This is a genomic window from Nocardioides sp. P4_G10, from assembly GCF_056401175.1.
Genome location: NZ_JBFUJV010000007.1, coordinates 83,662 through 106,933 on the forward strand (window position 1 = coordinate 83,662; position 23,272 = coordinate 106,933).

The 23,272-nt window shown below is 72.4% G+C and carries 22 protein-coding genes; 13 read left to right on the top strand and 9 right to left on the bottom strand.

Annotation, left to right across the window (positions count from 1 at the left end):
• Positions 1–20: 20 nt before the first annotated feature.
• A complete protein-coding gene (locus tag AC1DP1_RS10175; protein ID WP_477506758.1) occupies positions 21–1,787 on the bottom strand; it encodes a glycoside hydrolase family 15 protein in 1,767 nt (588 codons plus the stop codon).
• Positions 1,788–1,805: 18 nt separating this feature from the next.
• On the opposite strand from AC1DP1_RS10175, the gene AC1DP1_RS10180 reads away from it, so the two are divergent.
• Both AC1DP1_RS10180 and AC1DP1_RS10185 read left to right on the top strand, forming a co-directional pair.
• The gene (locus tag AC1DP1_RS10180) at positions 1,806–2,294 is read left to right on the top strand and encodes a CinA family protein (protein WP_477506759.1); all 489 of its coding nucleotides are present in this window, start codon (positions 1,806–1,808) and stop codon (positions 2,292–2,294) included.
• A 120-nt stretch (positions 2,295–2,414) separates the two neighbouring features.
• Positions 2,415–2,726 (top strand): helix-turn-helix domain-containing protein, encoded by a 312-nt coding sequence (locus AC1DP1_RS10185; protein ID WP_457190311.1) that lies wholly within the window; start codon positions 2,415–2,417, stop codon positions 2,724–2,726.
• Between the two features lie 19 nt (positions 2,727–2,745).
• Here the strand turns inward: AC1DP1_RS10185 and AC1DP1_RS10190 are convergent, their stop codons facing one another.
• Together AC1DP1_RS10190 and AC1DP1_RS10195 are read right to left on the bottom strand one after the other, a co-directional pair.
• Complete coding sequence (locus AC1DP1_RS10190) at positions 2,746–3,537, bottom strand: DNA-formamidopyrimidine glycosylase family protein (protein WP_457190309.1); 792 nt, start codon at positions 3,535–3,537, stop codon at positions 2,746–2,748.
• Positions 3,530–8,077: an ATP-dependent helicase gene (locus tag AC1DP1_RS10195; RefSeq protein ID WP_477506760.1), complete on the bottom strand. Its 4,548-nt coding sequence runs from the start codon at positions 8,075–8,077 to the stop codon at positions 3,530–3,532. Before AC1DP1_RS10195 ends, AC1DP1_RS10190 begins: the two co-directional genes overlap by 8 nt.
• A gap of 155 nt (positions 8,078–8,232) precedes the next feature.
• Here AC1DP1_RS10195 and AC1DP1_RS10200 point away from each other — a divergent pair, with 155 nt between their 5' ends.
• The gene (locus AC1DP1_RS10200; RefSeq protein ID WP_477506761.1) at positions 8,233–8,457 is read left to right on the top strand and encodes a hypothetical protein; all 225 of its coding nucleotides are present in this window, start codon (positions 8,233–8,235) and stop codon (positions 8,455–8,457) included.
• A gap of 65 nt (positions 8,458–8,522) precedes the next feature.
• On the opposite strand, the gene AC1DP1_RS10205 is transcribed toward AC1DP1_RS10200, so the two are convergent.
• The gene (locus AC1DP1_RS10205) at positions 8,523–8,876 is read right to left on the bottom strand and encodes a YciI family protein (protein ID WP_477506762.1); all 354 of its coding nucleotides are present in this window, start codon (positions 8,874–8,876) and stop codon (positions 8,523–8,525) included.
• Between the two features lie 91 nt (positions 8,877–8,967).
• The gene (locus AC1DP1_RS10210; RefSeq protein ID WP_477506763.1) at positions 8,968–9,639 is read right to left on the bottom strand and encodes a 2'-5' RNA ligase family protein; all 672 of its coding nucleotides are present in this window, start codon (positions 9,637–9,639) and stop codon (positions 8,968–8,970) included.
• A 179-nt stretch (positions 9,640–9,818) separates the two neighbouring features.
• Between AC1DP1_RS10210 and AC1DP1_RS10215 the strand changes: the two genes are divergently transcribed.
• From AC1DP1_RS10215 to AC1DP1_RS10230, 4 genes are all read left to right on the top strand, one after another.
• Entirely contained in the window at positions 9,819–10,094 is a 276-nt protein-coding gene (locus AC1DP1_RS10215) for a Fe-S cluster assembly protein HesB (RefSeq protein WP_477506764.1), read from the top strand.
• A gap of 110 nt (positions 10,095–10,204) precedes the next feature.
• Positions 10,205–11,002, top strand: a complete 798-nt coding sequence (locus AC1DP1_RS10220) for an aldo/keto reductase (RefSeq protein ID WP_477506765.1) — start codon at positions 10,205–10,207, stop codon at positions 11,000–11,002.
• Positions 11,003–11,305: 303 nt separating this feature from the next.
• Entirely contained in the window at positions 11,306–11,836 is a 531-nt protein-coding gene (locus tag AC1DP1_RS10225; protein WP_477506766.1) for a hypothetical protein, read from the top strand.
• A gap of 199 nt (positions 11,837–12,035) precedes the next feature.
• Positions 12,036–12,698 (top strand): maleylpyruvate isomerase family mycothiol-dependent enzyme, encoded by a 663-nt coding sequence (locus AC1DP1_RS10230; protein ID WP_477506767.1) that lies wholly within the window; start codon positions 12,036–12,038, stop codon positions 12,696–12,698.
• 237 nt (positions 12,699–12,935) lie between these two features.
• On the opposite strand, the gene AC1DP1_RS10235 is transcribed toward AC1DP1_RS10230, so the two are convergent.
• Positions 12,936–13,823 (bottom strand): NAD-dependent epimerase/dehydratase family protein, encoded by an 888-nt coding sequence (locus tag AC1DP1_RS10235; RefSeq protein WP_477506768.1) that lies wholly within the window; start codon positions 13,821–13,823, stop codon positions 12,936–12,938.
• A gap of 136 nt (positions 13,824–13,959) precedes the next feature.
• Here AC1DP1_RS10235 and AC1DP1_RS10240 point away from each other — a divergent pair, with 136 nt between their 5' ends.
• The 5 genes from AC1DP1_RS10240 to AC1DP1_RS10260 all read left to right on the top strand — a co-directional run bounded on the left by AC1DP1_RS10240 (position 13,960) and on the right by AC1DP1_RS10260 (position 19,009).
• Positions 13,960–14,811, top strand: a complete 852-nt coding sequence (locus AC1DP1_RS10240; protein ID WP_477506769.1) for an ATP-binding protein — start codon at positions 13,960–13,962, stop codon at positions 14,809–14,811.
• A 26-nt stretch (positions 14,812–14,837) separates the two neighbouring features.
• A complete protein-coding gene (locus AC1DP1_RS10245; RefSeq protein ID WP_477506770.1) occupies positions 14,838–16,685 on the top strand; it encodes a helix-turn-helix transcriptional regulator in 1,848 nt (615 codons plus the stop codon).
• A gap of 132 nt (positions 16,686–16,817) precedes the next feature.
• A complete protein-coding gene (locus AC1DP1_RS10250) occupies positions 16,818–17,642 on the top strand; it encodes an alpha/beta fold hydrolase (protein WP_477506771.1) in 825 nt (274 codons plus the stop codon).
• A 13-nt stretch (positions 17,643–17,655) separates the two neighbouring features.
• Positions 17,656–18,495, top strand: coding sequence for an alpha/beta hydrolase (locus AC1DP1_RS10255; protein ID WP_477506772.1), 840 nt, complete (start codon positions 17,656–17,658; stop codon positions 18,493–18,495).
• Between the two features lie 16 nt (positions 18,496–18,511).
• Positions 18,512–19,009 (top strand): winged helix-turn-helix transcriptional regulator, encoded by a 498-nt coding sequence (locus tag AC1DP1_RS10260; RefSeq protein ID WP_477506828.1) that lies wholly within the window; start codon positions 18,512–18,514, stop codon positions 19,007–19,009.
• An 81-nt stretch (positions 19,010–19,090) separates the two neighbouring features.
• On the opposite strand, the gene AC1DP1_RS10265 is transcribed toward AC1DP1_RS10260, so the two are convergent.
• The 3 genes from AC1DP1_RS10265 to AC1DP1_RS10275 form a co-directional block, all read right to left on the bottom strand.
• Positions 19,091–19,768 carry an alpha/beta fold hydrolase gene (locus AC1DP1_RS10265; RefSeq protein ID WP_477506773.1) on the bottom strand — a complete coding sequence of 226 codons (678 nt, stop codon included), beginning with the start codon at positions 19,766–19,768 and terminating at the stop codon, positions 19,091–19,093.
• Between the two features lie 434 nt (positions 19,769–20,202).
• On the bottom strand, positions 20,203–21,495 hold the full coding sequence (locus AC1DP1_RS10270) for an RNA polymerase sigma factor (protein WP_477506774.1): 1,293 nt from the start codon (positions 21,493–21,495) through the stop codon (positions 20,203–20,205).
• A 23-nt stretch (positions 21,496–21,518) separates the two neighbouring features.
• Positions 21,519–21,881, bottom strand: a complete 363-nt coding sequence (locus AC1DP1_RS10275; RefSeq protein WP_300052708.1) for a YciI family protein — start codon at positions 21,879–21,881, stop codon at positions 21,519–21,521.
• A gap of 170 nt (positions 21,882–22,051) precedes the next feature.
• Between AC1DP1_RS10275 and AC1DP1_RS10280 the strand changes: the two genes are divergently transcribed.
• Entirely contained in the window at positions 22,052–23,212 is a 1,161-nt protein-coding gene (locus AC1DP1_RS10280; protein WP_477506775.1) for a PQQ-dependent sugar dehydrogenase, read from the top strand.
• The last annotated feature ends 60 nt before the right edge of the window (positions 23,213–23,272 follow it).

A 23,272-nucleotide genomic window follows, 5' to 3' on the forward strand; every position in this document is an offset into this window, starting at 1 on the left:
CCTCGCGGCCCTCGTCCTGCTCAGCGCAGGGCGAGAGCCGCTTGCACGAGCGCGAGGTGGCTGAACGCCTGCGGGAAGTTGCCCGCCATCCGACCGTTCCCGGCGTCGTACTCCTCCGACAGCAGGCCGACGTCGTTGGCCAGGCCGCAGAGGCGGTCCATCAGCTCCGTCGCCTGGTCGCGCCGCCCGGCCTTCGCGAGGGCGGACACGAGCCAGAAGGAGCAGGCGAGGAACGGGTGCTCGTCGCCCGAGATCCCGTCGACCCCCGTCTCGGTGCGGTAGCGCAGCAGCAGGCCGTCGACGTCGAGGTCGGCGATCACGGCGTCGATCGTGCCCAGCACCCGCGGGTCGTCGCCGGGAAGGAACCCGACCAGCGGGATGGTCAGCAGCGAGGCGTCGACGGCGGTCGTGTCGTAGTGCTGGGTGAAGGTGCCGCGCTCGTGGTCGAAGCCCTTGTCGAGGATCTCCTCGCGCACCCGGTCACGCAGCTCGCGCCACCTCTCGACCGTGCCGTCGAGCCCGTGGAGCTCGACCGCCTTCACGGCGCGGTCGAAGGCCACCCACACCATCACCCGGGAGTGGGTGAAGTGTCGCTGCGGCCCGCGGATCTCCCACAGGCCGTTGTCCGGCTCGTCCCAGTGCTCGGCGAGCTCGTCGACCAGCGCGCGCTGCAGGGACCAGGAGTTGTGCGTCTCCTCGAGGCCGGCCTCCCGGGCGAGCTCGAGCGCGATCATCACCTCGCCCAGCACGTCGTTCTGGCGCTGTGACACCGCGCCGTTGCCGATCCGCACCGGGCGGCTGTCCGCGTAGCCGGGGAGGTGCGGCACCTCGCGCTCGGGCAGCTGGCGTCCACCGTCGACGGTGTACATGATCTGCAGGTCGGCGGGGTCGCCGGCGACGGCCCTCAGCAGCCAGCTACGCCAGTGCAGCGCTTCCTGCGCGTAGCCGGCGCCGAGCAGCGACTCGAGCGTCAGAGCCGCGTCGCGCAGCCAGCAGAAGCGGTAGTCCCAGTTGCGCTCGCCACCGAAGTCCTCCGGCAGCGATGTGGTCGGCGCCGCGACGATGCCACCGGTCTCGGCGTGCGTCATCAGCAGGAGGGTGAGCAGGCTGCGTCGCACCATGTCGGCGTGCGGCACGTCCTCCGGCGAGCGCGCGGACCACTCGCGCTGGCGCGCGGTCGTGGCGTCGATCCGCTCGTCGAAGCCGAGCGGCCGGGGGATGTCGCGCCACGAACGCACCCAGGTCGTGGAGAAGGTGACCTCGTCGCCGGCGGTCAGCTCGAACTCGTCGCTGTGGTGGCCGTCGTGACCGTGGGGCAGGTGCGGCCCGCGCAGCACGAGCTTGTCCGGACCGGCGACCGCCACGACCACCTCGTTGCCGTGCGCATTCTCCCGGCTCACCCACGGCCGCACGCGACCGTAGTCGGTGCGCACCACCCAGTCGTGCCGGATCCGTACCGTGCCGCGCGTGCACGTCAGACGGCGTACGACGTCCGCGCGGTCGTCGCCGACGGGCATCACGTCGAGCAGCACCACCTCGCCGTCGGCGACAGTGAAGGTGGTCTCGAGGCACGCGGTCCCGTCGAGGTACTGCCGCGAGGTGGCGAGCACCTCGTCGGCCGGGGCGAGCAGCCAGCGGCCGTTCTCCTCCGTTCCGAGCAGCGCGGCGAAGCAGGCGGGGGAGTCGAAGCGCGGCAGGCACAGCCAGTCAATCGACCCGTCCTTGCCGACCAGGGCGGCTGTGCCCCGGTCACCGATCAGTGCGTAGTCCTCGATGGGGAGTGCCATGCGGCTAGTGTCGCCGACATGTGGTCAGCCGAGCCGGACGGCAGCGTGGCCGCGCGCGTCCTGGAGACCCTGGCGGGTCGCGGCGAGACGCTCGCGACGGCCGAGTCGCTGACCGGAGGCCTGTTGTCGTCGCGGCTCACCGACGTGCCCGGCGCCTCGCGCAGCTTCGTCGGAGGCGTGGTGTCGTACGCCACCCGCGTGAAGGTGTCGCTGCTCGGCGTGCCGGACGAGGTGGTGCAGGAGCACGGCGTGGTCTCGCAGGAGTGCGCGCTCGCGATGGCCCAGGGCGTGTGTGACCGGCTCGACGCGACGTGGGGCCTGGCCACCACTGGCGTCGCCGGACCCGACGAGCAGGAAGGTCGCGCGGTCGGGACGGTGTGGGTCGCGATCGCCGGTCCGGCAGGGGCGACCGCCCGGTTGCTGGAGCTCGGCGGCGACCGGACCGCGATCCGGCAGGCATCGTGCGACGCGGTCCTCGAGATCCTCGCCCGCGAGCTGGGGGACTGACCCGTGGCGACGCCCGGTCTGCTCAAACCGAGGTAACCCCGCGGGAAGAAGGAGGCCTCGGGTAGCGTTGGGGGCAGAGACTTCCCTCATCCGGACATCCCAGAGAGTAAGGACTCGCGCATGGTGCTCTTCCGACGACTGCTCGGTGACGTGCTGCGCAGTGCCCGGATGCAGCGTGGGATGACCCTGAGAGAGCTCTCTGCGGAGGCCCGGGTGAGCCTGGGCTACATCTCCGAGATCGAGCGGGGCCAGAAGGAAGCGTCCTCCGAGCTCCTGGCTTCCCTGTGCCAGGCGATGGACCTGCCGCTGTCCGACGTGCTGCGTGACGTCGCCGACGCGGTGTCGATCGAGGAGGCCGCCATGGGCGTGGTCGTCAGCACCCCCATCGATGTCGGCCGCCGCGCCGGCGACGTGGTCGCCTCCGCCGCCTGACCCGACCGCCGGCTCGGGCTCAGCGCTCGGGCTGGCAGCTGGGACACCAGTAGGCAGCGCGCTCGCGACCGAGCTCGCCCAGCATCGTGACCGCGATCGGGGTGCGGCACCGCCGGCACGGGGAGCCGTCGCGACGGTAGACCCACATCCGCTCGCGCTCGCGGAGGTCGCCGGTCGTCGTCTGGATCGCCCGTTCCTTGTTGACCTCGAGCATCTGCTTCCCGCGCCGCACGAGCCGGGGGAGCTGGTCGACGGTGGCGACGGCGCTGGCCGGGTGGACGCCCATGGTGAAGCACAGCTCGGCCATGTACATGTTGCCGATGCCGGCGAGGTTGCGCTGGTCGAGCAGCGCCTGTCCGATCGGCCGGGCCGGCTCGTCGCGGAGGTTGGCGAGGGCGCGCTCCTCGTCCCAGTCGGGGCCGAGCAGGTCGGGACCGAGGTGGGCCACCAGGTCGGCCTCCTGCTCCCGCGGCACGAGCTCGACGATGCCGAGCTGGAAGCCGACGGCCTTGCGCCCCTCGATGCCGAGCACGAGTCGTACCTGGGTGTCGGGACGACGCCACCGCTCGCCGTCGGGGTAGACGTGCCACGAGCCCTCCATCTTGAGGTGGGTGTGGATCGTCCAGGCGCGCTGGTGGTCGACGCGGGTCAGGAGGTGCTTGCCGCGGGACAGCGTGCGGATGACGGTGCCCTCGCGGAGGTCGACGGTGGCGAAGGAGGGCACGCGGAAGTCGGAGAGGGTCAGGCGGTGACCGGTGAGGGCGCGGTCGAGCTTGGCTGCCGCGCGGTAGACGGTGTCTCCCTCAGGCACGCAGCCTCAACCCCTTGGGTGTCGCCAGGAAGCCCGCCGCCGTGAGCGCGAGCCTGATGGGTGTCTCGCCGCCGCTTCCGATCAGCGCCTGGCCGTCGGCCTTCTCGACGGTGAGCCGACCGAGCGCCCCACGGCGGGCGGCGTCGGCCAGCGCCCCCATCGCCGGGGTGAGCACGTCGAGGTCGTCGTTCCAGGTGAGGAGCGTGCGACCGCCGCGCTCGACGTAGACGGTGAGCGCCCCGTCGACCAGGACGACCAGCGCCCCCGCCTTGCGGCCCGGCCGGTGGCCGGTGCGCTCGGGGTCGCCCGCGTCGGGCCACGGGAGGGCGGCGCCGAAGACGTTGGCGGGATCGGTCGCGGCGAGCGCGACGACCGACGGCTTGGTGCCGGGCTTGACGCTGTCGGGCTCCGCGAAGGTGCGCAGCCGGTCGATCGCACCGGCGCTGCCGAACTGCGCGGCCCCGAGACCCTCGATGAAGTAGCCACGGCGGCAGCGCCCCGTGTCCTCGAAGGCGCTGAGCACCTTGTAGACCCCGGCGAACCCGCCCACGATGCGTTCGCTGACGACGGCGCCGCGGGTGACGACGCCGTGCCGCTCGAGGAGGTGCTCGGCGCGGGCGTGGGCACGCCGCGTCGGGTCACCGTCGCGGTCGGGCAGCAGCGCCCACCGGCCCGCCGTCTCCGGGGGACCGGTGCGCACGGGCATCCGGCCGCCGGTCGTGCGGCCGAGCCGCGGCGGCGTACGACGGGTGCGGTGGGACGGGGTGCCGCTGCGGACGAGCGCGCGCAGCGGCGCCAGGGTGTCGTTGGTGACCAGGCCCTTCCACGTCAGCTCCCACAGCGCGTTGCTGAGGTCGGCGTCGGACGTCGACCCCACGCGGTCGGCGAGCTGGCGGAAGAACCACGCCCCGCCCGGGTCGAGCGCGTCGAGGACGGCCCGCTGGAGGCCGTCGGGCTCGTCGCCCTCGACCTCGGGCAGGGTCAGGTGGGCCTGGTCGGCGAGGTGGAGGCTGACCCAGCCGTCGCTGCCGGGCAGCGGGGCGTGACCGGTCCAGATGACCTCGCCGGACGCGGTGAGCTCGTCGAGCATCGACGGCTCGTAGTCGCGCACGCGGGCGGCGAGCACCAGGGGCTCGAGGGCGCTCGCGGGGACTGGGCACCCGGCGAGCTGGTCGATGGCGGCGACCACCCCGTCGACGCCGCGCAGGGAACCGCCGACGCGCTGCCAGGTGGGGAGGAAGCGGGCGACCGCGTCGTGGCTGACCGGCTCGATCTCGTGCCGCAGCCGCGCGAGGGAACGGCGGCGCAGCTTGCGCAGCACCTCGGCGTCGCACCACTCGGTGCCCGACCCCGAGGGACGGAACTCCCCGTCGAGAACCCGGCCGCGGTGGGCGAGGCGCTGCAGGGTCTGGCGTGCGACGGCCTCCCCGAGGCCCAGCCGGGCGGCCACCTCGGCGGTGGTGAAGGGGCCGTGGCTGCGGGCATAGCGGGACACGAGGTCGCCGAGCGGGTCCTCGGGGAGCTGGAGGAACGCGTCGGGGGTGCCGACCGGGACGGGTACGCCGAGCCCGTCGCGCAGGCGGCCGATGTCCTCGATCGCGGTCCACCGGTCGTCGCCGGCCATCCGGACGACGGCCACGCGACGGTCGAGCGAGGCGAGCCAGCCCTCCACGTCGGCGCCCTCGACCGACCGCGCCCGGATCTCCTCCACCGACAGCGGGCCGACGAGGCGCAGCAGGTCGGCGACCGCCTCGGCGTTGCGGGCGCGACGATCGGTGGCGAGCCACTGCAGCTCGGCCTCGACCTCGGTCAGCACCTCCGGGTCGAGCAGCTCGCGGAGCTCGGCGCGGCCGAGCAGCTCGGCGAGCAGGCCCTGGTCGAGGGAGAGCGCGGCGGCTCGTCGCTCGGCGATGGGGGAGTCGCCCTCGTAGACGAACTGGGCGACGTAGCCGAAGAGCAGGCTGCGGGCGAACGGGCTGGGCTGGGTGGTGGCGACGTCGAGGACGTTGACCTCGCGCCGCTGCACACGACCGAGGAGGGTGACGAGCGCCGGCAGGTCGTAGACGTCCTGCAGGCACTCGCGGACCGCCTCGAGCACGATCGGGAACGCTGGATATTGCGACGCGACCTCGAGGAGCTGGGCGCTGCGCTGGCGCTGCTGCCACAGCGGGCTGCGACGGCCCGGGTCGCGGCGGGGGAGCAGCAGGGCGCGGGCGGCGCACTCGCGGAACCGGCTGGCGAACAACGCGGACCCGCCGACCTCCTGGGTGACGAGCTGCTCGATCTCCTCGGGCTCGAAGACGATGACCTCGCCGGTCGGCGGCTCGGCGTCGGTGTCGGGGATGCGGATGACGATGCCGTCGTCGGAGGCGACGGCCTGCCCGTCGACGTCGAAGCGCTCGCGCAGCCGGGCGTTGATCGCCAGCGCCCACGGGGCGTGGACCGGCGTGCCGTAGGGGGAGTGGACGACGAGGCGCCAGTCGCCCAGCTCGTCACGGAACCGCTCGACGACGATCTGGGTGTCGTTGGGGACGACCTGGGTGGCCTCACGCTGCTCGCCGAGGTAGGTGACCAGGTTGGTCGCGGCGTTGACGTCGAGGCCGCGCTCGCGGACGCTGTCGATCGCCTTGGCCGCCGGCTTGGCGGCGAGCTCGCGGGTGAACGCACCGACGGCCGCTCCGAGCTCGGCGGGTCTGCCGAGCGCGTCGCCCTTCCAGAACGGCAGGCGGCCGGGGATGCCCGGCGCGGGGGTGACGAGCACCCGGTCGTGGGTGATGTCCTCGATCCGCCAGCTGGTGGCGCCGAGGGCGAAGATGTCACCCACGCGGGACTCGTAGACCATCTCCTCGTCGAGCTCGCCGACGCGGCTGGCCTTCTCGCCCACGAGGAAGACGCCGAAGAGGCCGCGGTCGGGGATGGTGCCGCCGCTGGTGACGGCGAGCCGCTGGGCGCCGGGGCGCCCGCTGAGCTGGCCGGTCACCCGGTCCCAGACGATGCGCGGGCGCAGCTCGGCGAACTCGTCGCTCGGGTAGCGGCCGCTGAGCAGGTCGAGGGTGGCGTCGTAGGCGCTGCGGGGGAGCTGGGTGTAGGACGCGGCGCGGGTCATGAGCGAGAACAGCTCGTCGACCTGCCACTCCTCCATGGCGAGCGCCGCCACGACCTGCTGGGCCAGGACGTCGAGCGGGTTGGTGGGCACCGCCATCTTCTCGATGGCTCCCGAGCGCATCCGCTCGACCGACACAGCCGTCTGCGCGAGGTCGCCGCGGTGCTTGGGGAACAGCACGCCCCGGCTCACCTCGCCGACCTGGTGGCCGGCGCGACCGACGCGCTGGAGCGCGCTGGCGACGCTCGGCGGCGACTCGATCTGGATGACGAGGTCGACCGAGCCCATGTCGATGCCGAGCTCGAGGCTGCTGGTCGCGACGACGCAGGGGAGGCGACCGCGCTTGAGGTCGTCCTCGATGATGGCGCGCTGCTCCTTGGAGACCGAGCCGTGGTGGGCCTTGGCGATGACGGCCTCGGCGCCGCTGCTCTGGCCCGACTGCGCCATCACCTGGGCGGGCGGCTTGCCTGCCTCCGCTGGTCGCTGCGCGCCCGTCGCGCCGGGGTCCTGCTCACGGGCGGCGGCGCGCTCGGCAGCGATCTCGTTGAGGCGGGCGGTGAGCCGCTCGGCCAGTCGGCGCGAGTTGGCGAAGACGATCGTGGAGCGGTGCTGCTCGACGAGGTCGACGACGTGCTCCTCCACGTGGGGCCAGATGCTCGTCGATCGGCCGGGGTCGCCGGACTCCTCGTCGTACTCCTCGGGCATGGTCATGTCCTCGACGGGCACGACGACGCGCAGGTCCCACTCCTTGGTGCTGGGCGGGGAGACGATCTCGACGGGCTGGGTGCCGCCGAGGAAGCGGGCGACCTCCTCGAGGGGACGGACGGTCGCGCTGAGACCGATGCGCTGGGCCGGCCGCTCGAGCAGGTGGTCGAGGCGCTCGAGGCTGATGCCGAGGTGGGCGCCGCGCTTGGTGCCGGCGACCGCATGGACCTCGTCGATGATGACGGTGTCGACGCCGCGGAGCGTCTCGCGCGCCTGGCTGGTCAGCATGAGGAACAGCGACTCGGGCGTCGTGATGAGGATGTCGGGCGGGGTCGTGCCGAGCTTGCGCCGATCGGCGGGGCTGGTGTCGCCCGAGCGCAGGCCGACGGTGATGTCGGGGACGGCGGTCTCGAGCCGCTCGGCGGTGTTGCGGATGCCGATCAGCGGGGCACGGAGGTTGCGCTCGACGTCGACGCCGAGCGCCTTGAGCGGGGAGATGTAGAGCACGCGCGTGCGGCGGGTCTTGTCGTCGGGGCGCTCGGTGCAGAGGAGCCGGTCGATCGCGTGGAGGAAGGCACTGAGGGTCTTGCCGCTGCCGGTGGGCGCGACGACCAGCGCGTTCTTGCCGGCGGCGATCGCATCCCAGGCGCCTTCCTGCGCCGGAGTCGGGCTCGCGAAGGACGCTTCGAACCACTCGCGCGTGGGTGCGCTGAAGCGGTCGAGGGCGGTCATGCCCTGCAGTCTTGCACCGGGGGCTGACAGTGGTCCCCGTCCTTGGGGGGCTGTACTGCACGTTCGGCCGCTGATTCTTCGGCGCCGGGCCACCAAATCGGGCATGTTGGCGCGCGGCGGCCGACCCCGGCCGGACGAGCGTGCAGGCTGTCGTCATGACAGCGGTGATGCTCGACGAGACGGCCACGGTGATCCGTGAGCTGGCTCGCGCCGCCGAGGCCTTCGCGCAGCGCGCGCAGGAGCAGGAGGCCTGCCGGGACCGTGCGCGTCCCGGCACCGCCGTGCAGCACCGCCACGCACACTCCGCCACGCTGTGGCGGCTGGCCGAGTCGAGCCTGCGGGCACGGATCACCGAGCTGGAGACCGCGCCGGCCGCGTGACCGGCGCATGGTGTACGTCGACCTCGAACGTGGGTCGCACCAACCGGTCAGGCCGCCCGGACGCCTCAGTCGTCCGCGACCGGCCGGATCTCGACGACGGGGTGCGCGCGGGTGAGCACCTGCGCGGCCTCGACGAGGGCGTCGTGGTCGTCGCACGTGACGAGGAAGAACCCGGACATCTGCTCCGCCGTCTCGGCGTACGGGCCGTCGGTGACCAGGGGGCCGTCCGGGCCGCGTCGCAGCGTCCGCGTCTCGCTGCTGTGGCCCAGCGCGGCGCCGCCCGTGATGGCGCCTCCACTCTCGCGCAGCAGCCGGGCGAACTCGGCGTCGGTGTCGAACGTGACCTGGTGGTCGGCGTCGGTGCCGCGCTGCCACGCGGCCTCGTCGTCGGCCGGGAACAGCAGGACGTACTCGGTCATGGGTTCTTCCTCTCGGGTGTCGTCACCACGATGACGGGTGCGCCGAGCCGGGATCGACAACGAGGACCGGAGGTCGCACACGTGCGACGGATCAGTCGCCGCCGTCGGCGCTGGGCTCCGCGAGGGCGGGCGCGAGATCGACCTGCGAGAGCTCCGAGTACGTCGCCCCGGACGCACCGAACGATGCGCGGACGAGCGTGACGTGGGCCGGTGACCAGGAAGGGCCGGCGTGGGGGGCCTCCGCGCCCAGGAGGGTGGGGGGCACCGGGGCGCCGTCCTGACCCCCGGCTGAGCCGACGACGAGCTCGCTGCGGAAGCTGCGGCGGTCGAGGAAGAACCGCTGCTGGCGGGCGACCTCGTTGACGTTGCCGTGGATGTCGCGCAGTGCGTCGACGTCGCCGCCGAGCTGGGCCGTCACGGTGTGGGGCTCGGACTCCGTGACGCTCACGCCCGTGGTGCGGAGCACGGGTGCCGGCCAGGTCCCGGCCACCGCTCTGAGGGCTCGGGCGAGGCCCTCGACGTCGTCGCCGGCGACGTTGCCGAACTTGGCCAGGCGTACGAACACGGCGTCGGACGACACCGGATGCAGGGCGACGGACGGCGCGGTGCGCGACGCACCCCCGCGGCGACCGCGGATGCGGTCGAGGAGGCCGCGGCCAGGTTCGTCCTCGGTCGCCGGTTCCGTCGAGCACAGCGCCTGCGCAGCCTCGAGAGCGTCTCGGACCACCTCCGGTGGCGGGACGATCACGGCGAGCAGCTGCATGCGTTGGCCTCCTTCGACCGCGACCGTGGTCGCGACGCGGTCCATCGGAACGGGGTCACCCTAGCCACACCCGCATCGCGCGACGGGGATCCACAAGAGCCTCTTGCGCCCGCGGTTTGCGTGTGCGCCGGGTCCGAGCAATGGTGAGGGCGACACATTCTCCATTCGGAAGGAGAGCCATGCTTGCTCTCACCGAGAACGTGACCGACATCGTGAAGCAGCTCGCCGACGAGGTGCCCGAGATCACCGCACTCCGTATCGCCACCGAGGCGGACGGGGAGTCCCTGTCCGTGAGCCCGGCCGACCACGCCGAGAGCGACGACCAGGTCATCGAGCAGGACGGCGCGACCGTCTACGTCGACGGACCGGCGTCGGAGTTCCTCTCCGACAAGGTGCTGGACGGCGGCGTGGACGAGGACGGCACCATCCAGTTCGCGCTGGGCCAGCAGGCCTGATTCGCGCGACTGACACCGACTGACGGAGTCCCGGGCCCATGGGGGTCCGGGACTCCGCTCATGTCCGGGGTTCCCCCGCGGCCCTTGGCGACGGTGACAGCATCGGACGGGTGACCGACCTCGACCTGCAGCTGCCCGACCAGACCCTGACGTTGACGAACGGGACGAGCATCCCGCTGCTGGGCTTCGGCACCTGGCAGATCACCGGGGACGACGCAGTCCGCGCGACGACTGCCGCGCTCGAGGCCGGCTACCGGCACCTCGACACCGCGACGGTGTACGGCAACGAGGCCGAGGTTGGCCGCGCACTCGCCGAGAGCGGTGTCGCGCGCGAGGACATGTTCGTGACGACCAAGTGCCCGCCGGGCCGCGTCGGCCGCGAGCTCGAGACCCTGCGCGAGAGCCTGGACATGCTGCGCACCGACCACGTCGACCTCTGGCTCGTCCACTGGTCGGGCAAGGGCTCGACGAACGTCGACATGTGGCGCGCGTTCGTGGAGGCCCGCGAGCTGGGCCTGACCCGCGAGATCGGCGTGAGCAACTTCGACGCCGCCCTCATCGACGAGGTCACCGACGCCACTCGCGTGCCGCCGGCGATCGACCAGATCGAGTGGAGCCCGCTCCTCTTCGACGCCGGGACGCTGCAGGAGCACCGCGAGCGCGACGTGGTCGTCGAGGGCTACAGCGCCCTGCGGGGCGGCACCCTCGACCACCCCGCCATCGTCGCGATCGCCGAGCGGCTCGACCGCACCCCCGCCCAGGTCATCATCCGGTGGCACCTCCAGCACGACGTCGTCGTGATCCCGAAGTCGACGCACCCGGAGCGGATCCGGTCGAACGCCGACGTCGGCGGGTTCACCCTGGCCGAGGAGGACATGGCGACGCTCGACGCCCTGGGCGGGCGCTGACGGCTAGGTGGGCTTTCTCACCAGGTTGTCGTCGGAAAGCGCTCATCGCGCGAGATCCGGGCGAGACGGGTTCCACCGCAGGGTGGAAGAAGTGCTGGGAAGTAGACCCCGCCTCCCCGCCAGCCATGGCCAGCCCCACGGCCCCTCCGAGCCGACGTGCCTGCCCCGGTGTGCGTGGAGTGGTGCCGCGCACCTGCGATGAGCTGACCCCTGCGCCGGTAGCCCCCGGGACGTCTTGATCGCGTGTCCTCGCTACGGGCGCTGTGCCTTCCACTTCTCAACAGCACATGGGAAGGTGCCGACGTGCTCAGGAACCTCACAGCGGTCGCAGTCGCATCCCTCGTCCTCGGCCTCGCGCCGATGTCGGCCTACGGGGCGACGATCACCCTCGATGACCCGCAAGGGGACGCCGGCGGCGCCAGGCGGCTCGACGTGTCGAGCGTCAGGGTTGCGAACAACGACGACCGCGTCGTCGTGCGGGTGGTCTTCGCCAGCGACGTCCCAGGTGACCTCATCGTGAGCATCGATCCCCGCGGCGCCCGGGGCCTGCGCCTGGTCGCACAGAAGCGCGCCGGCCAAGGCGGTGGCGGCAGGGTCTCGTCGCAGATTGTTCCCGACGCCTTCACCGACATGACGAGCCGCATCAGCCCCGTCACCTGCGACGGTTACCGCTTGCGGTGGTCCGGCACCGTGGTGCGTTTGACCATGCCATCAACCTGCCTCCACGACGGCGACTACGGCGCGATCCGCGTCGCCGTGCTCACCGAGAACGGCTCCGACTCCGACTTCGCCCCGGAGACGAAGAAGGGCACCGGCTGGATCGCTCGCGGCTGAACCGGCTTGCGCAGTGCGTCCGACATGAGACGCCCCTTCCGATCCGGTCGTCGTCCTCTGAGCGCCATCGGCAGTTCCGCGCACTATCAGCGGCAGAGCCGGATGCTTGGGGCTATGTTCCTTCGTGCACCTGCGTGGTGCTTGTGGACGGGGAAAATGAGTGACGAGCGAATCGCCTGACTGGCTGCCGCTACTACGCATGCACACCGAGCGATTCGGCGACGTTGCTCGGGATGCCGAACTCGACGCACCGGTGCCTTCTTGTCCGGGTTGGTCACTGCGAGACCTTGTGGTGCACCTGGGCGGTGTGCATCAGTGGGCGACTCATGCGGTAGTCGAAGGCAACCCCAACCTCCGACCAGAACCGCCCGCCGGCGAAGGGCGCTCGGGGTTGACAGCGTGGTACCGCCGACACGCCACGCACCTGGTCGAAGTGCTGACCTCGACCGCGACGGACGCGCCCGCGTGGACCCTCGACGACCAAGACCACACCGCACAGTTCTGGATGAGGCGTCAGGTTCACGAGACCGTGATGCATGCGTGGGACGCCGAGAATGCGCTAGGCCAAACGCGACCGATGGACCCCTACCTGGCTTGGGATGGAGTCCTCGAAGTCCGGGACGTGATCTACCCACGGCAAGTGAGACTCGGGCGCGTTCAGCCCCTGTTACGTGCCGTCCGCGTGGTTGGTTCGGACGTCTCCGGCGACGCCGTCATTGGCGGCGACGGCGACGGCGAGTCGGTTGTGCTTCGAGACAAGGCGGAGACGCTTCTGAGGTTGCTGTGGCATCGTGCGGATCCCCACGTCCACGTGTCTGACCTACAAGCGCGCGGGCTCTTGTCAGGTGCCTTGACCCCGTAGCCCTCGCCGTCCGCGCATCGGCAGATCCGGTCACCCGGATGTTCCGTCGACGCCACACGCGAACCTGGCAACGTCATGGTGGGCGGCTGCTGGGACGACCAGGACCCATGACGTTCTCAACTGACGTCATGGGGGCCGGTCGCGGGCGTGACCACCAGCCATGACCTCCTGCGGCACGCCCGCTCACGTCAGATCCGGATGTTCGCGAGGCGTCAACAACCTCATGAGATGCAGCAGCTACGCGTCCAGCACGTCGCGCCACGAGTGCTGCGGCTCGAAGCCGACCAGCTCGCGCGCCTTGTCGATGGCGTAGAAGGTCTCGTCGCGGCCCATCTCCCGCCGCACCTCCACCCCGTCGTAGAACCGCTCGACGATCTCGTCGGTCGTGGCGGCCACGGACATGTCCGCGTTGGCGACGTTGAAGACCTCGTAGCCCAGGCCGTCGGTCTCCAGGCAGCGCTGCACCATCTGGCCGAGGTCGCGCACGTCGATGTAGGCGAAGATGTTGCGCCGTCGCAGCGCCGGGTCGTCGAGGAAGTCCGGGAACAGCTCGGCGTACTCGTGCGGCTCGATGACGTTGTTGATCCGCAGGCCGTAGACGTCGGCGCCGGTGCGTGCCTGGAACGAGCGGGCGGTCACCTCGTTGGCGACCTTCGACATCGCGTAGGAGTCCTCCGGGACGGTCGGGTGCTCCTCGTCGACCGGGACGTACAGCGGTCGCCGCTCGCCCTGCGCGAAGCAGACGCCGTACGTCGTCTCGGACGAGGCGAACACGACCTTGCGGATGCCGAGCCGGGTTGCCGCCTCGAGCACGTGGTAGGTGCTGAGCACGTTGGTGGCGTACGTCGCCGAGTCGGCCGTGCGCAGGATCGCGGGCACGGCGGCGAAGTGCACCACGGCGTCGTACGACGGCTTCTCCGGCAGGTCGAGCTCGTCGAACGTCGCCAGCCCGGCGAGCGCCGAGTAGACCTGGCCGGCGTCGGTCAGGTCGACCTGGAGGTCGTGGACGTCGGGGTGCCCGAGCGGCACGAGGTCGGCGTTGGTGACCTGGTGGCCCTGCCCGGCGAGGAAAGGAGCGACGTGCCGGCCGGCCTTGCCGCTGCCACCGGTGAAGAGGATGCGCATGGCACCTTCCTACTCCGGGCCCGAAGGGGTGGTCTGGCGTCGGTCGGGACCCGCCACCCGGGACGTCGTCCCGCGACGCGGAAAGGTCTGTACCAGCGCTGGCGAGCCCTGACTTCATCTCGTTAGAGTCAGCAGGATGGCGAGTGCTGAGGGGCTTCTCGGGCGGCACGGCGAGCGGGAGCAGGTGCGTGCCCTGCTCGGGCACGCGCGCAACGGGCGCGGCGGCGCGCTGCTCGTCACCGGCGAGCCGGGCATCGGCAAGACCACCCTGCTCGACGCCACGACGTCCGACCGGGCCGGGCTCCGCCTGCTCCGGGTGGACGGGTTCGAGGCGGAGTCGATGATCCCCTTCGCCGGCGTGCAGCGGCTGGCGATCCCGTTGCGGGGCTTCCTCTCGCAGCTTCCCGAGAGCCACCGCCACGCGCTGCGGGTGGCGGCCGGCGTGGCGGAGGGCGAGCCGCCCGACCGCTTCCTGGTGGGTCTCGGGGTGCTGGGCCTCCTCGGCGCCGCCGGCGAGGTCGAACCCGTGCTGTGCGTGATCGACGACGCCCACCTGCTCGACCCCGAGTCGCTCGACGTCCTCGGTCTGGTCGCCCGTCGGCTGGAGGCCGAGTCGGTCGCGCTCGTCCTGGCCGGGCGCGACACCGCGCACGTCGCGACCCAGCTGGCCGGCGTTCCCGGCCTGCCCCTCGCCGGGCTGGAGACCGAGCCGGCCCTGCGGCTGCTGTCGGCCTCGCTCCCCGACCCGATCGACCCGGCCGCGGCCGCGCAGGTCATCGCCGCCACCGGCGGCAACCCGCTCGCCCTCGTGGACCTGGCGCGGGAGCTGAGCGCACGGCGACTCACCGAGGTCAGCCTCGCCGACGAGCCGCTGCCGATCGGCCACCACCTCGAGGCGCTCTACCTGAGGAGGATCCGCCACCTCGCCGCGGACCTCCAGACCTGGCTGCTGATCGCCGCCGCCGACTCCACCGGCAACTCGACCTGATCCGGGCCGCCGGCCAGTCGTGGGGCTTGCCGGACGACCCCCTCGAGGAGGCCGAGTCGGAAGGCCTGGTCGAGCTCGGCCCGACCATCAGGTTCCGGCACCCCCTGGTGCGCTCGGCGGCGTACAACGCCGTCCAGGGCTCCCAGCGCAGGCGGGCCCACCGTGCGCTGTCGGTGGCCGCGGAGCAGCTCGGTCTGGTCGAGGTGGCCGCGTGGCACGCCGCCAAGGCGACGCTGGGCACCGACGCGGACGTCGCCGACCGGCTCGAGCGGGTGGCCGACGCAGCCGGTCGCCGGGGCGGTCTCGCCTCCCGCGCGCGGGTGCTGGCCCAGGCCTCGGAGCTCACCCCACCCGGTCGCCTGAAGTACGCCCGTCTCGTCGATGCCGCGGAGGCCGCGCTCGGATCAGGAGCGGCCCAGCTCGCCAAGACCTACCTCGACGACGTGGACGAGGACGCGCTGGACGCGGTGTCCCGGGGGCGGCTCGTCTGGATCCGCGCGAGCATCTCGCTCTTCACCGCCGATCCCGCGCTGATGGAGGCGGGCGCGACCATGCTGTCGGCCGCGGAGTGCTTCCACGGGCACGACGCCGCGCTGGAGCAGGAGGCGCTGATCAAGGCGTTCGAGTACACCCTGCCGGCCGAGAGGTTCGCGCAGGGCCTCACCCTGTCGGAGCTCGGGGCCCGGCTGCGCAAGGGGGCCGAGCTGCGCGAGGGGACGGCGAGCACCATCCTGCGCGGCCTCAGCGCGCACATCCTGCTGCCGTACGACCAAGCTGTCCCGGTCATGCGCAGCGCGGTGGAGACGATCCTCGACCTCGACGCGCCCGGCCTGCTGCAGTACGGCGCCACGAGCGTGGCGTTGACGACGGCACTGTGGGACGCGCCCGCCCGGCGCGAGTGCCTCGCGCGGACCGCGGCCGCCGCGCGCGACGCCGGCGCCCTGCAGCTGCTGGACACCACGCTGTGGATCATGTCGCTGGCCGAGCTCTCCGGCGGCACGCCGCGGCACGCGCACGAGTACATCGAGCAGGTGCGTGAGCTCCGCCGAGCCATCGGATACGACGCCGAGCACGTCATCAACGTGGCGCTGCTCGCCTGGGCCGATGCCCCCCGCGCCCAGGTGGAGATGATCGCGGAGGGCGCCGGCTCGATGGGCTTCGCCGGCGTGCGGGCGGCCGGCCAGGCCGCCCTGGCGGTGCGTGACCTGGCCGAGGGCGACTACGACGGGGCGCGCCGCAGGCTCGAGCCGTTGGTGGCCGATCCCTTCCTGCAGGTCACACCGCTGCAGCTGCCCGACTATGTCGAGGCGGCGTGCCGGAGCGGGCGCGCGCCCGAGGCGACGGTGCACGTCCGGCACCTGGAGGGACTGGCGAAGGTCAACGGCTCGCCGTGGACCGCGGGGGTGGCGCACCGCTCGCGCGCGCTGGTCGAGGACGATGCCGAACCGCACCACAGAGCGGCGATCGAGGCCCTGGCCTCGGGCGACGTGCCCATCGAGCTGGGCCGCGCCCACCTCCTGTACGGCGAGTGGCTGCGTCGCTCCAAGCGCCGCCGTGAGGCCCGGGAGCAGCTCCACGCGGCCCTCGACCTCTTCGAGCGCGGCCAGGCTCCGGCCTTCGCCCACCGCACCCGCGCCGAGCTCACCGCCATCGGCGACCCGGCCGCCCCGGCCGGCGTGCGCGACCCGCTGGACCTCACCGCCCAGCAGCTCACCGTCGCGCGCCTCGCGGCCGCAGGCCACACCAACGCCGAGATCGGGTCGACGATGTTCCTGAGCCCCCACACCGTCGACTACCACCTCCGAAATGTCTTCCACAAGCTCGGCATCTCCTCCAGGCGCCAGCTGGCCGAGCGCCTCGACGGGTCGGACTGACGTCCCCCGCCGGCCCAGCCGCGGGCGGACTACGCGGACTACGTGGCGTACGTGGTCCGCGTGGTCCCGGCCTCCACCACGCTCGGAGGAACCCCATCCCAGCCCCATCCCAGCCCCATCCCAGGAGGCACCATGCCCTACGTGACCGCCGACGACGGTGCTCGCATCTTCTACAAGGACTGGGGTGTCGACGGCACCCCCGTCATCCTCAGCCACGGCTGGCCGCTCAACGCGGACGCCTGGGAGGCCACTGCGTTGTTCCTCGCCGAGCACGGACACCGCGCGATCGCCCACGACCGTCGCGGTCACGGACGCTCGAGCCAGACGTGGGACGGCAACGAGATGGACACCTACGCCGACGACCTGGCCTGCCTGGTCGAGGCGCTCGACCTCTCGGACCTGACCCTCGTGGGCCACTCCACGGGCGGTGGTGAGGTCGTGCACTACGTGGGTCGCCACGGCACGGCCCGCGTGGCCCGGCTCGTGCTGGTCTCCGCCGTGCCGCCGCTGATGCTGCGCACCGACGACAACCCCGACGGCCTGCCGATCGAGGTGTTCGACGGCATCCGGGCGGGGGAGGTCGCCAACCGATCGCAGCTCTACCGCGACCTGGCCGACGGACCGTTCTTCGGTCACAACCGCAACCAGGACGTGGCCCAGGGATTCCGTGACGCCTTCTGGCTCCAGAGCATGGCCTGCGGCCACCGGGCGGCGTACGAGTGCATCGCGGCGTTCAGTGCGACGGACTTCCGGCCCGACCTGGAGAAGGTGGACGTCCCCACCCTGGTCATCCACGGCGACGACGACCAGATCGTGCCCTTCGAGGTCGGCGGCGCACGGTCGGCGGCCATGGTCGCCGGCGCCGAGCTGAAGGTCTACAAGGGCAGTGGCCACGCGCTGCCAGACACCGCCCGCGACCGACTCCACGCCGACCTGCTCGCCTTCATCGACTCCTGAGAGGAACCACCCCATGACCGAGACACGACCCGAGACCATCGTGCTGGTGCACGGCCTCTGGATGACCCCCCGCAGCTGGGAGCACTGGGTCACCCACTACGAGGCGCAGGGGCACACCGTGCTCACGCCGGCCTACCCCGGATTCGACATCGAGGTCGAGGCGCTGCGGGAGAACCCGCAGGTCATCGCCGACCTCACCGTCACCGAGACCGTCGACCACCTCGCCTCGGTGGTCGAGGGGGTCGGCACCCCGCCGATCATCATCGGACACTCGTTCGGGGGGACCCTCACGCAGCTGCTCCTGGCCCGCGGGCTCGGGTCGGCTGGGGTGGTCATCGACTCAGCGCCTACCGAGGGCGTGCGGGTGAACCCGATCTCCCAGGCCAGGTCGCTGTTCCCCGCGCTGAAGAACCCGGCCAACCGGCACAAGGCGGTGGGCTTCACGCCCGAGGAGTTCCACTACGCCTTCACCAACACCCTCTCCGAGGAGGAGTCGCGCAAGGTCTGGGACCGCTACGCGATCGCGGCCCCCGGATACTGGGTGTGGGAGTACGGGCTGTTCGCCAACTTCAAGCCCGGCCACCAGGACACCTGGGTGGACTATTCCGCCGACCGTGCACCGCTGCTGTTCATCGCCGGCTCCGAGGACCACATCATGCCGCCGTCGGTCAACCGGTCGAACGCCAAGCACTACGACAAGTCGCCGGCCGTCACCGACTTCCACGAGTTCGAGGGACGCGACCACTGGACCTGCGCCGCGCCCGGGTGGGAGGCGGTCGCCGACCACGCACTGGCCTGGGCCCGTGAGCACAGCCGTACGGCGTCGACCGAAGGGGTGACGCCGCCGAACTAGAGTGGCGAGGGTGTCGATGAAGCTCGAGGGGGCGCTCGCCCTGCGCGACAACCAGCCGGTCGGCGGCTACTGCCCGATCGAGCGCACGATCGCGGTCGTGAGCACCCGGTCGGCGATGCTGGTCCTGCGCGAGGCGTTCTACGGCGCCTCCCGCTTCGAGGAGTTCGCCGCACGCGCCGACCTGACCGACGGAACGACGTCTGCCCGGCTCCGCGACCTGGTCGAGGCCGGGATCCTCGAGAAGCGGCCCTACCAGGAGCCCGGCCAGCGCCGGCGGCACGAGTACGCCCTGACGCCGGCGGGGGAGGACCTGATGCCGGCGCTGTTCGCCCTGCTCCAGTGGGCCAACCGCCACGACCCGCCGCCGTACCCGCCGCGGCTGACCCACGACGGGTGCGGCCGACCGGTGACCATCGAGGCGCGGTGCGACGCCGGGCACCACGTCACGAGCGACGACGTCACCGTCACGGCCGCCGGACCCTTCGGTCTCGACGACCCCGTCGCGTCGACCTGAGGCCGCGGCGCCGAGCCGGCGCCGTGACACCGGCCGACCGCCCGAGCGGCCGACCGGTGTCGTGGACCGGTGTCGTGCCCGTCAGCGAGCGGCCTCCCGGATGACCTTCGTGACGGCTCGGGGGTGGCTCATCATCACGACGTGGGAGCTGTCGACCTCCACGACCCGAGCACCAGCCCTCTCGGCCATCGCCCGCTCGGCCTCGGGCGGGATGATCCGGTCCTGCGTGGCGACCACGTACCAGCTCGGGACCTCCGCCCAGGCCGGCGGCCCGGACTCCGTGACGAGGGCTGCCAGGGCGCCGGGTCGCTGGGTGGCTGCCATGAACCGGGTGGTCCGGCGCGGCAGGTCCTGCGCGAAGAGCTCGCCGAACCACGCCGGGTCGATGTAGGCGTCGGCGTTCTGGGTCTGGCCCGGGATCGGCCACGTCACGAGGTGGTCGGTGACCGTGGTGTGACCGCCGCCCAGGTAGTTGGCCTCCGCGACGCTCTCGCCCTCGGCGGGGGCGTACGCCGCCACGTAGACGAGGGAGCGGACGGCGGGGTTGCCCGTCGCGGCGTTGCTGATCACCGCGCCGCCGTAGGAGTGACCGACCAGCACGACCGGTCCCTCGACGGTGGTCAGGAACTCACGCAGGTACGCGCCGTCGCTGATCGGGTCGCGCAGCGGGTTGGAGAAGGCGAGGACCGGGTAGCCCTGGTCCATCAGCTGCGTCGCAACGGCCTCCCAGCCACTGGAGTCGGCGAACGCGCCGTGCACCAGGACGACGGTCGGCCGGTCTCCGTGGCCGGGGTGATGGGGGTGGCCGGGCCGGTCAGGCCCGGGGGGGCGCGCAGCCGAGGCCGCGGTTGGGCCCGGCGGCACGCTCGACGTGGCGGCGGCGAACAGGGTGCCGACCAGTGTCAGCGCCAGCACCAGTGGCAGGAGGGCGGCCGACAGCGGGCGGATCAGGAACCGGTGTCTCCTCAGGGGACTCCTCGTCTCGTGGGTGACCTCGATCGTCGATCGGCCCGCGTCCCGCGCGGACCACGTGCGACTCGTAGTCGGCGCGCGCCAACCTGCGCGACGGGCTCGCGGTGGTGCAGTTGTCGGACGCCTCGCGGGTCACGACCCTCATCGCCCGGCCGGCGCAGAGCACGTCGGAATCGCCGGGCTGGTCCGCGCGGCCGCTGCCCTCTGTCTGAGCCGAGGACTCACCGGTCCGATCGGCGATGGTTCTCCTCCGCGCGTCGCCGCAGCACGCGTCGCTCGCCCTCGTTGCGGGTGAGGGCGACCGCCTCGTCGAAGGCCGACGCGGCGTCGGCGTGATGCCCGGCGCGCTCCAGGAGGTCGCCGCGCACGCTGGGCAGCAGCGGAGAGTCGCCGAGCCGGGACGGGTCCACGGCGTCGAGCACGGCGAGCCCGGCGGCGGCTCCGTGCGCCCGGCCGTGGGCCACGGCCCGGTTGACCTCGACGACCGCGCCGGGCGCGGCCTCGGCGAGGACGTCGTACAGCGCGGCGATGCGGCCCCAGTCCGTGTCCTCGGCGCGGGACGCGGTCGCGTGCTCGGCGGCGATGGAGGCCTGGAGGAAGTAGCGACCGACGGGCGCGCCGGCGGCAGCGAGGCGGGAGGCGGCCCGGAGCGCGGCGAGGCCGCGCCGGATCATCAGCTCGTCCCACAGGGAGCGGTCCTGCGCCTCGAGCAGCACGGGCGTGCCGTCCGGGGAGAGGCGCGCGGCGGTCCGCGATCCCTGCAGCTCGAGCAGCGCCTGCAGGCCGAGCACCTCGGGCTCGTCGGGCGCGAGGTCGGCGAGCATCCGGGCCAGCCGGGTCGCCTCGGCGGTGAGGTCGGGGCGCATCCAGTCGTCTCCGGCGGTGGCGGCGTAGCCCTCGTTGAAGATCAGGTAGACCACGGCCATCACGTCGTCGAGACGCGCCGTCCGCTCCTCGCCCGTCGGCAGCTCGAGCTCCGCCCGGGCGGCCGTCAACGTCTTCTTCGCCCGGGAGATGCGCTGGCCCATCGTCGTCTCGCTGGTGAGGAAGCCGCGGGCGATCTCGGCGGTGGTGAGGCCCCCGACGAGCCGCAGCGTGAGCGCGGCGCGGGACTCGGGGGTCAGCGAGGGGTGGCAGGACAGGAAGACCAGCCGCAGGACGTCGTCCTCGATGTGGTCGACCTGGTCGTCGAGGTCGGGCATCCGTGCCTCCTCCCCGCCCCCGACGTGCTCGAGCTCGGCCACCTTGCGGCGCAGCGTGTCGGCGCGCCGGAAGTGGTCGACACCGCGGCGCTTGGCCGTCGTCATCAGCCAGGCCGACGGGTTGTCGGGGATCCCCGACACCGGCCACTGCTCCAGCGCGGCGACGAGCGCGTCCTGCGCGAGGTCCTCGGCCAGGTCGACGTCACGCGTCATCCGGGCGAGAGCGCCGACGAGGCGGGCCGACTCGGCCCGCCACGTGGCGATCACGACCCCTGAAGCCCCCGAGGGGTCGTCGTACGTCGCTGCCGGCACGCGGCCAGCGTAGTGAGCCGGCGTCAGTCGCCGGGAGCCTCCGGGCCTTCGGACACCTGGCGCAGCGTGGAGACCACGGTGACCTCCGGCCAGTGCTTGGCGTGCAGCTCGGCGAAGAGCCGCTGGTCGGCCACGGCCTCCTCGAGGCTGGCGTACTCCATCAGCGACCAGCCGCCGACGACCTCCTTGCCCTCGGCGTAGGGCCCGTCGACGCGGGTGACCTCGCCCCGGCGGACCACGAAGTTGACGGCGTCCTCGGTGCCGAAGAGCCCGCCGCCGTCGACGAACGAGCCGTTGGCGGCGCGCTCCCCGATGAAGACGTCCATCGCGTCGAACAGCGACTGTGGCGGCACCCCGATGCCCTCTTCCATCCTGACGAATCCCATGAAACGCGGCATTGTGATCGTTCCTCCTGTGGTGCGGTGGGTGTGTTCTCGCACGTACGTCGAACGGGCGCGGCGCGGCTCGACATCGGCGCCGACGATTTCTTCGACATCTTTTGCGACATCCTTCTCCGACGGGTGCCGCGCTTGCCACCCCTGCGCACCATGGACCCATGAAGCCCCTCGCGCCGGCGCTGGCCGGACTGCTGACCGTGCTGGCCACCGCCTGCTCCGGGGACACCGCGGCCTCCGGCTCGCTCGGACCGGCATCGGGGGAGGGGGACGACGGCTGGCCCTTCGCCGTCGAGGAGCTCGACCGGCTCGACGAGCCCTGGGCGATGGCGTTCCTGCCCGACACCGGCGACCTGCTCATCACCGAGCGCAGCGGCACCCTCCACCTGCGCGACGCCGAGACCGGGGACCGGGTCGCGGTCGCGGGCGTGCCCGAGGTGGTCGACGCCGGGCAGGGCGGGCTGGGCGACGTGCTGCCGGCGCCGTCGTACGAGGAGGACGGGCAGGTCTACCTCAGCTGGGTCGAGGCGGGTGACGGCGGCACGGGCGCCGTCGTGGGTCGCGCGGTGCTCGAGACCGACGGGGACGAGCCCCGCCTCGACGATCTCGAGGTGCTGTGGCGACAGACGCCGAAGGTCGACGGGGACGGTCACTTCAGCCACCGCCTCGCGCTGTCTCCCGACGGCGAGCACCTCTTCGTCTCCTCCGGCGAGCGCCAGCTCGGCGACCCAGCCCAGGACACCACGAACAACCTCGGCACGATCGTGCGCCTCACCCTCGACGGCGAGCCGGCCCCGGGCAACCCGCTCGCCGACCGGGGCGGGGTCAGCGCCGAGATCTGGAGCTGGGGACACCGCAACCCGCTGGGCCTCGAGCACGCCCCCGACGGCACCCTGTGGTCCTCGGAGATGGGGCCGGAGGGCGGCGACGAGCTCAACCTGATCGAGCCCGGCTCGAACTACGGCTGGCCCGAGGTGTCCGACGGCAGCGACTACGGCGGCGGGGAGATCCCCGACCACGCCGAGGGCGACGGGTACGCCGCGCCCGCGCGGTCGTGGAACCCGAGCATCTCGCCGGGGAGCCTGATGGTCTACGACGGCGACCTGTTCGAGGCCTGGCGGGGCGACGCGTTCCTCGGCGCGCTGTCGGGTGAGGCGCTGGTGCGCGTCGACCTCGACGGCCGGACCGCGGGCAGGACCGAGGTCTTCGACATGGGGGCACGCGTGCGCGCGGTCGAGGAGGGCCCCGACGGTGCGATCTGGGTGCTCGAGGACGAGGGCGCGGGACGGCTGCTGCGCCTGACGCCGATCGAGGCCGAGTGAGCACGTGACCCTCCTGCCTCGGTGCGTCGTCCTTTGCGTGCCGCGCCCTCCGTCGGTAGC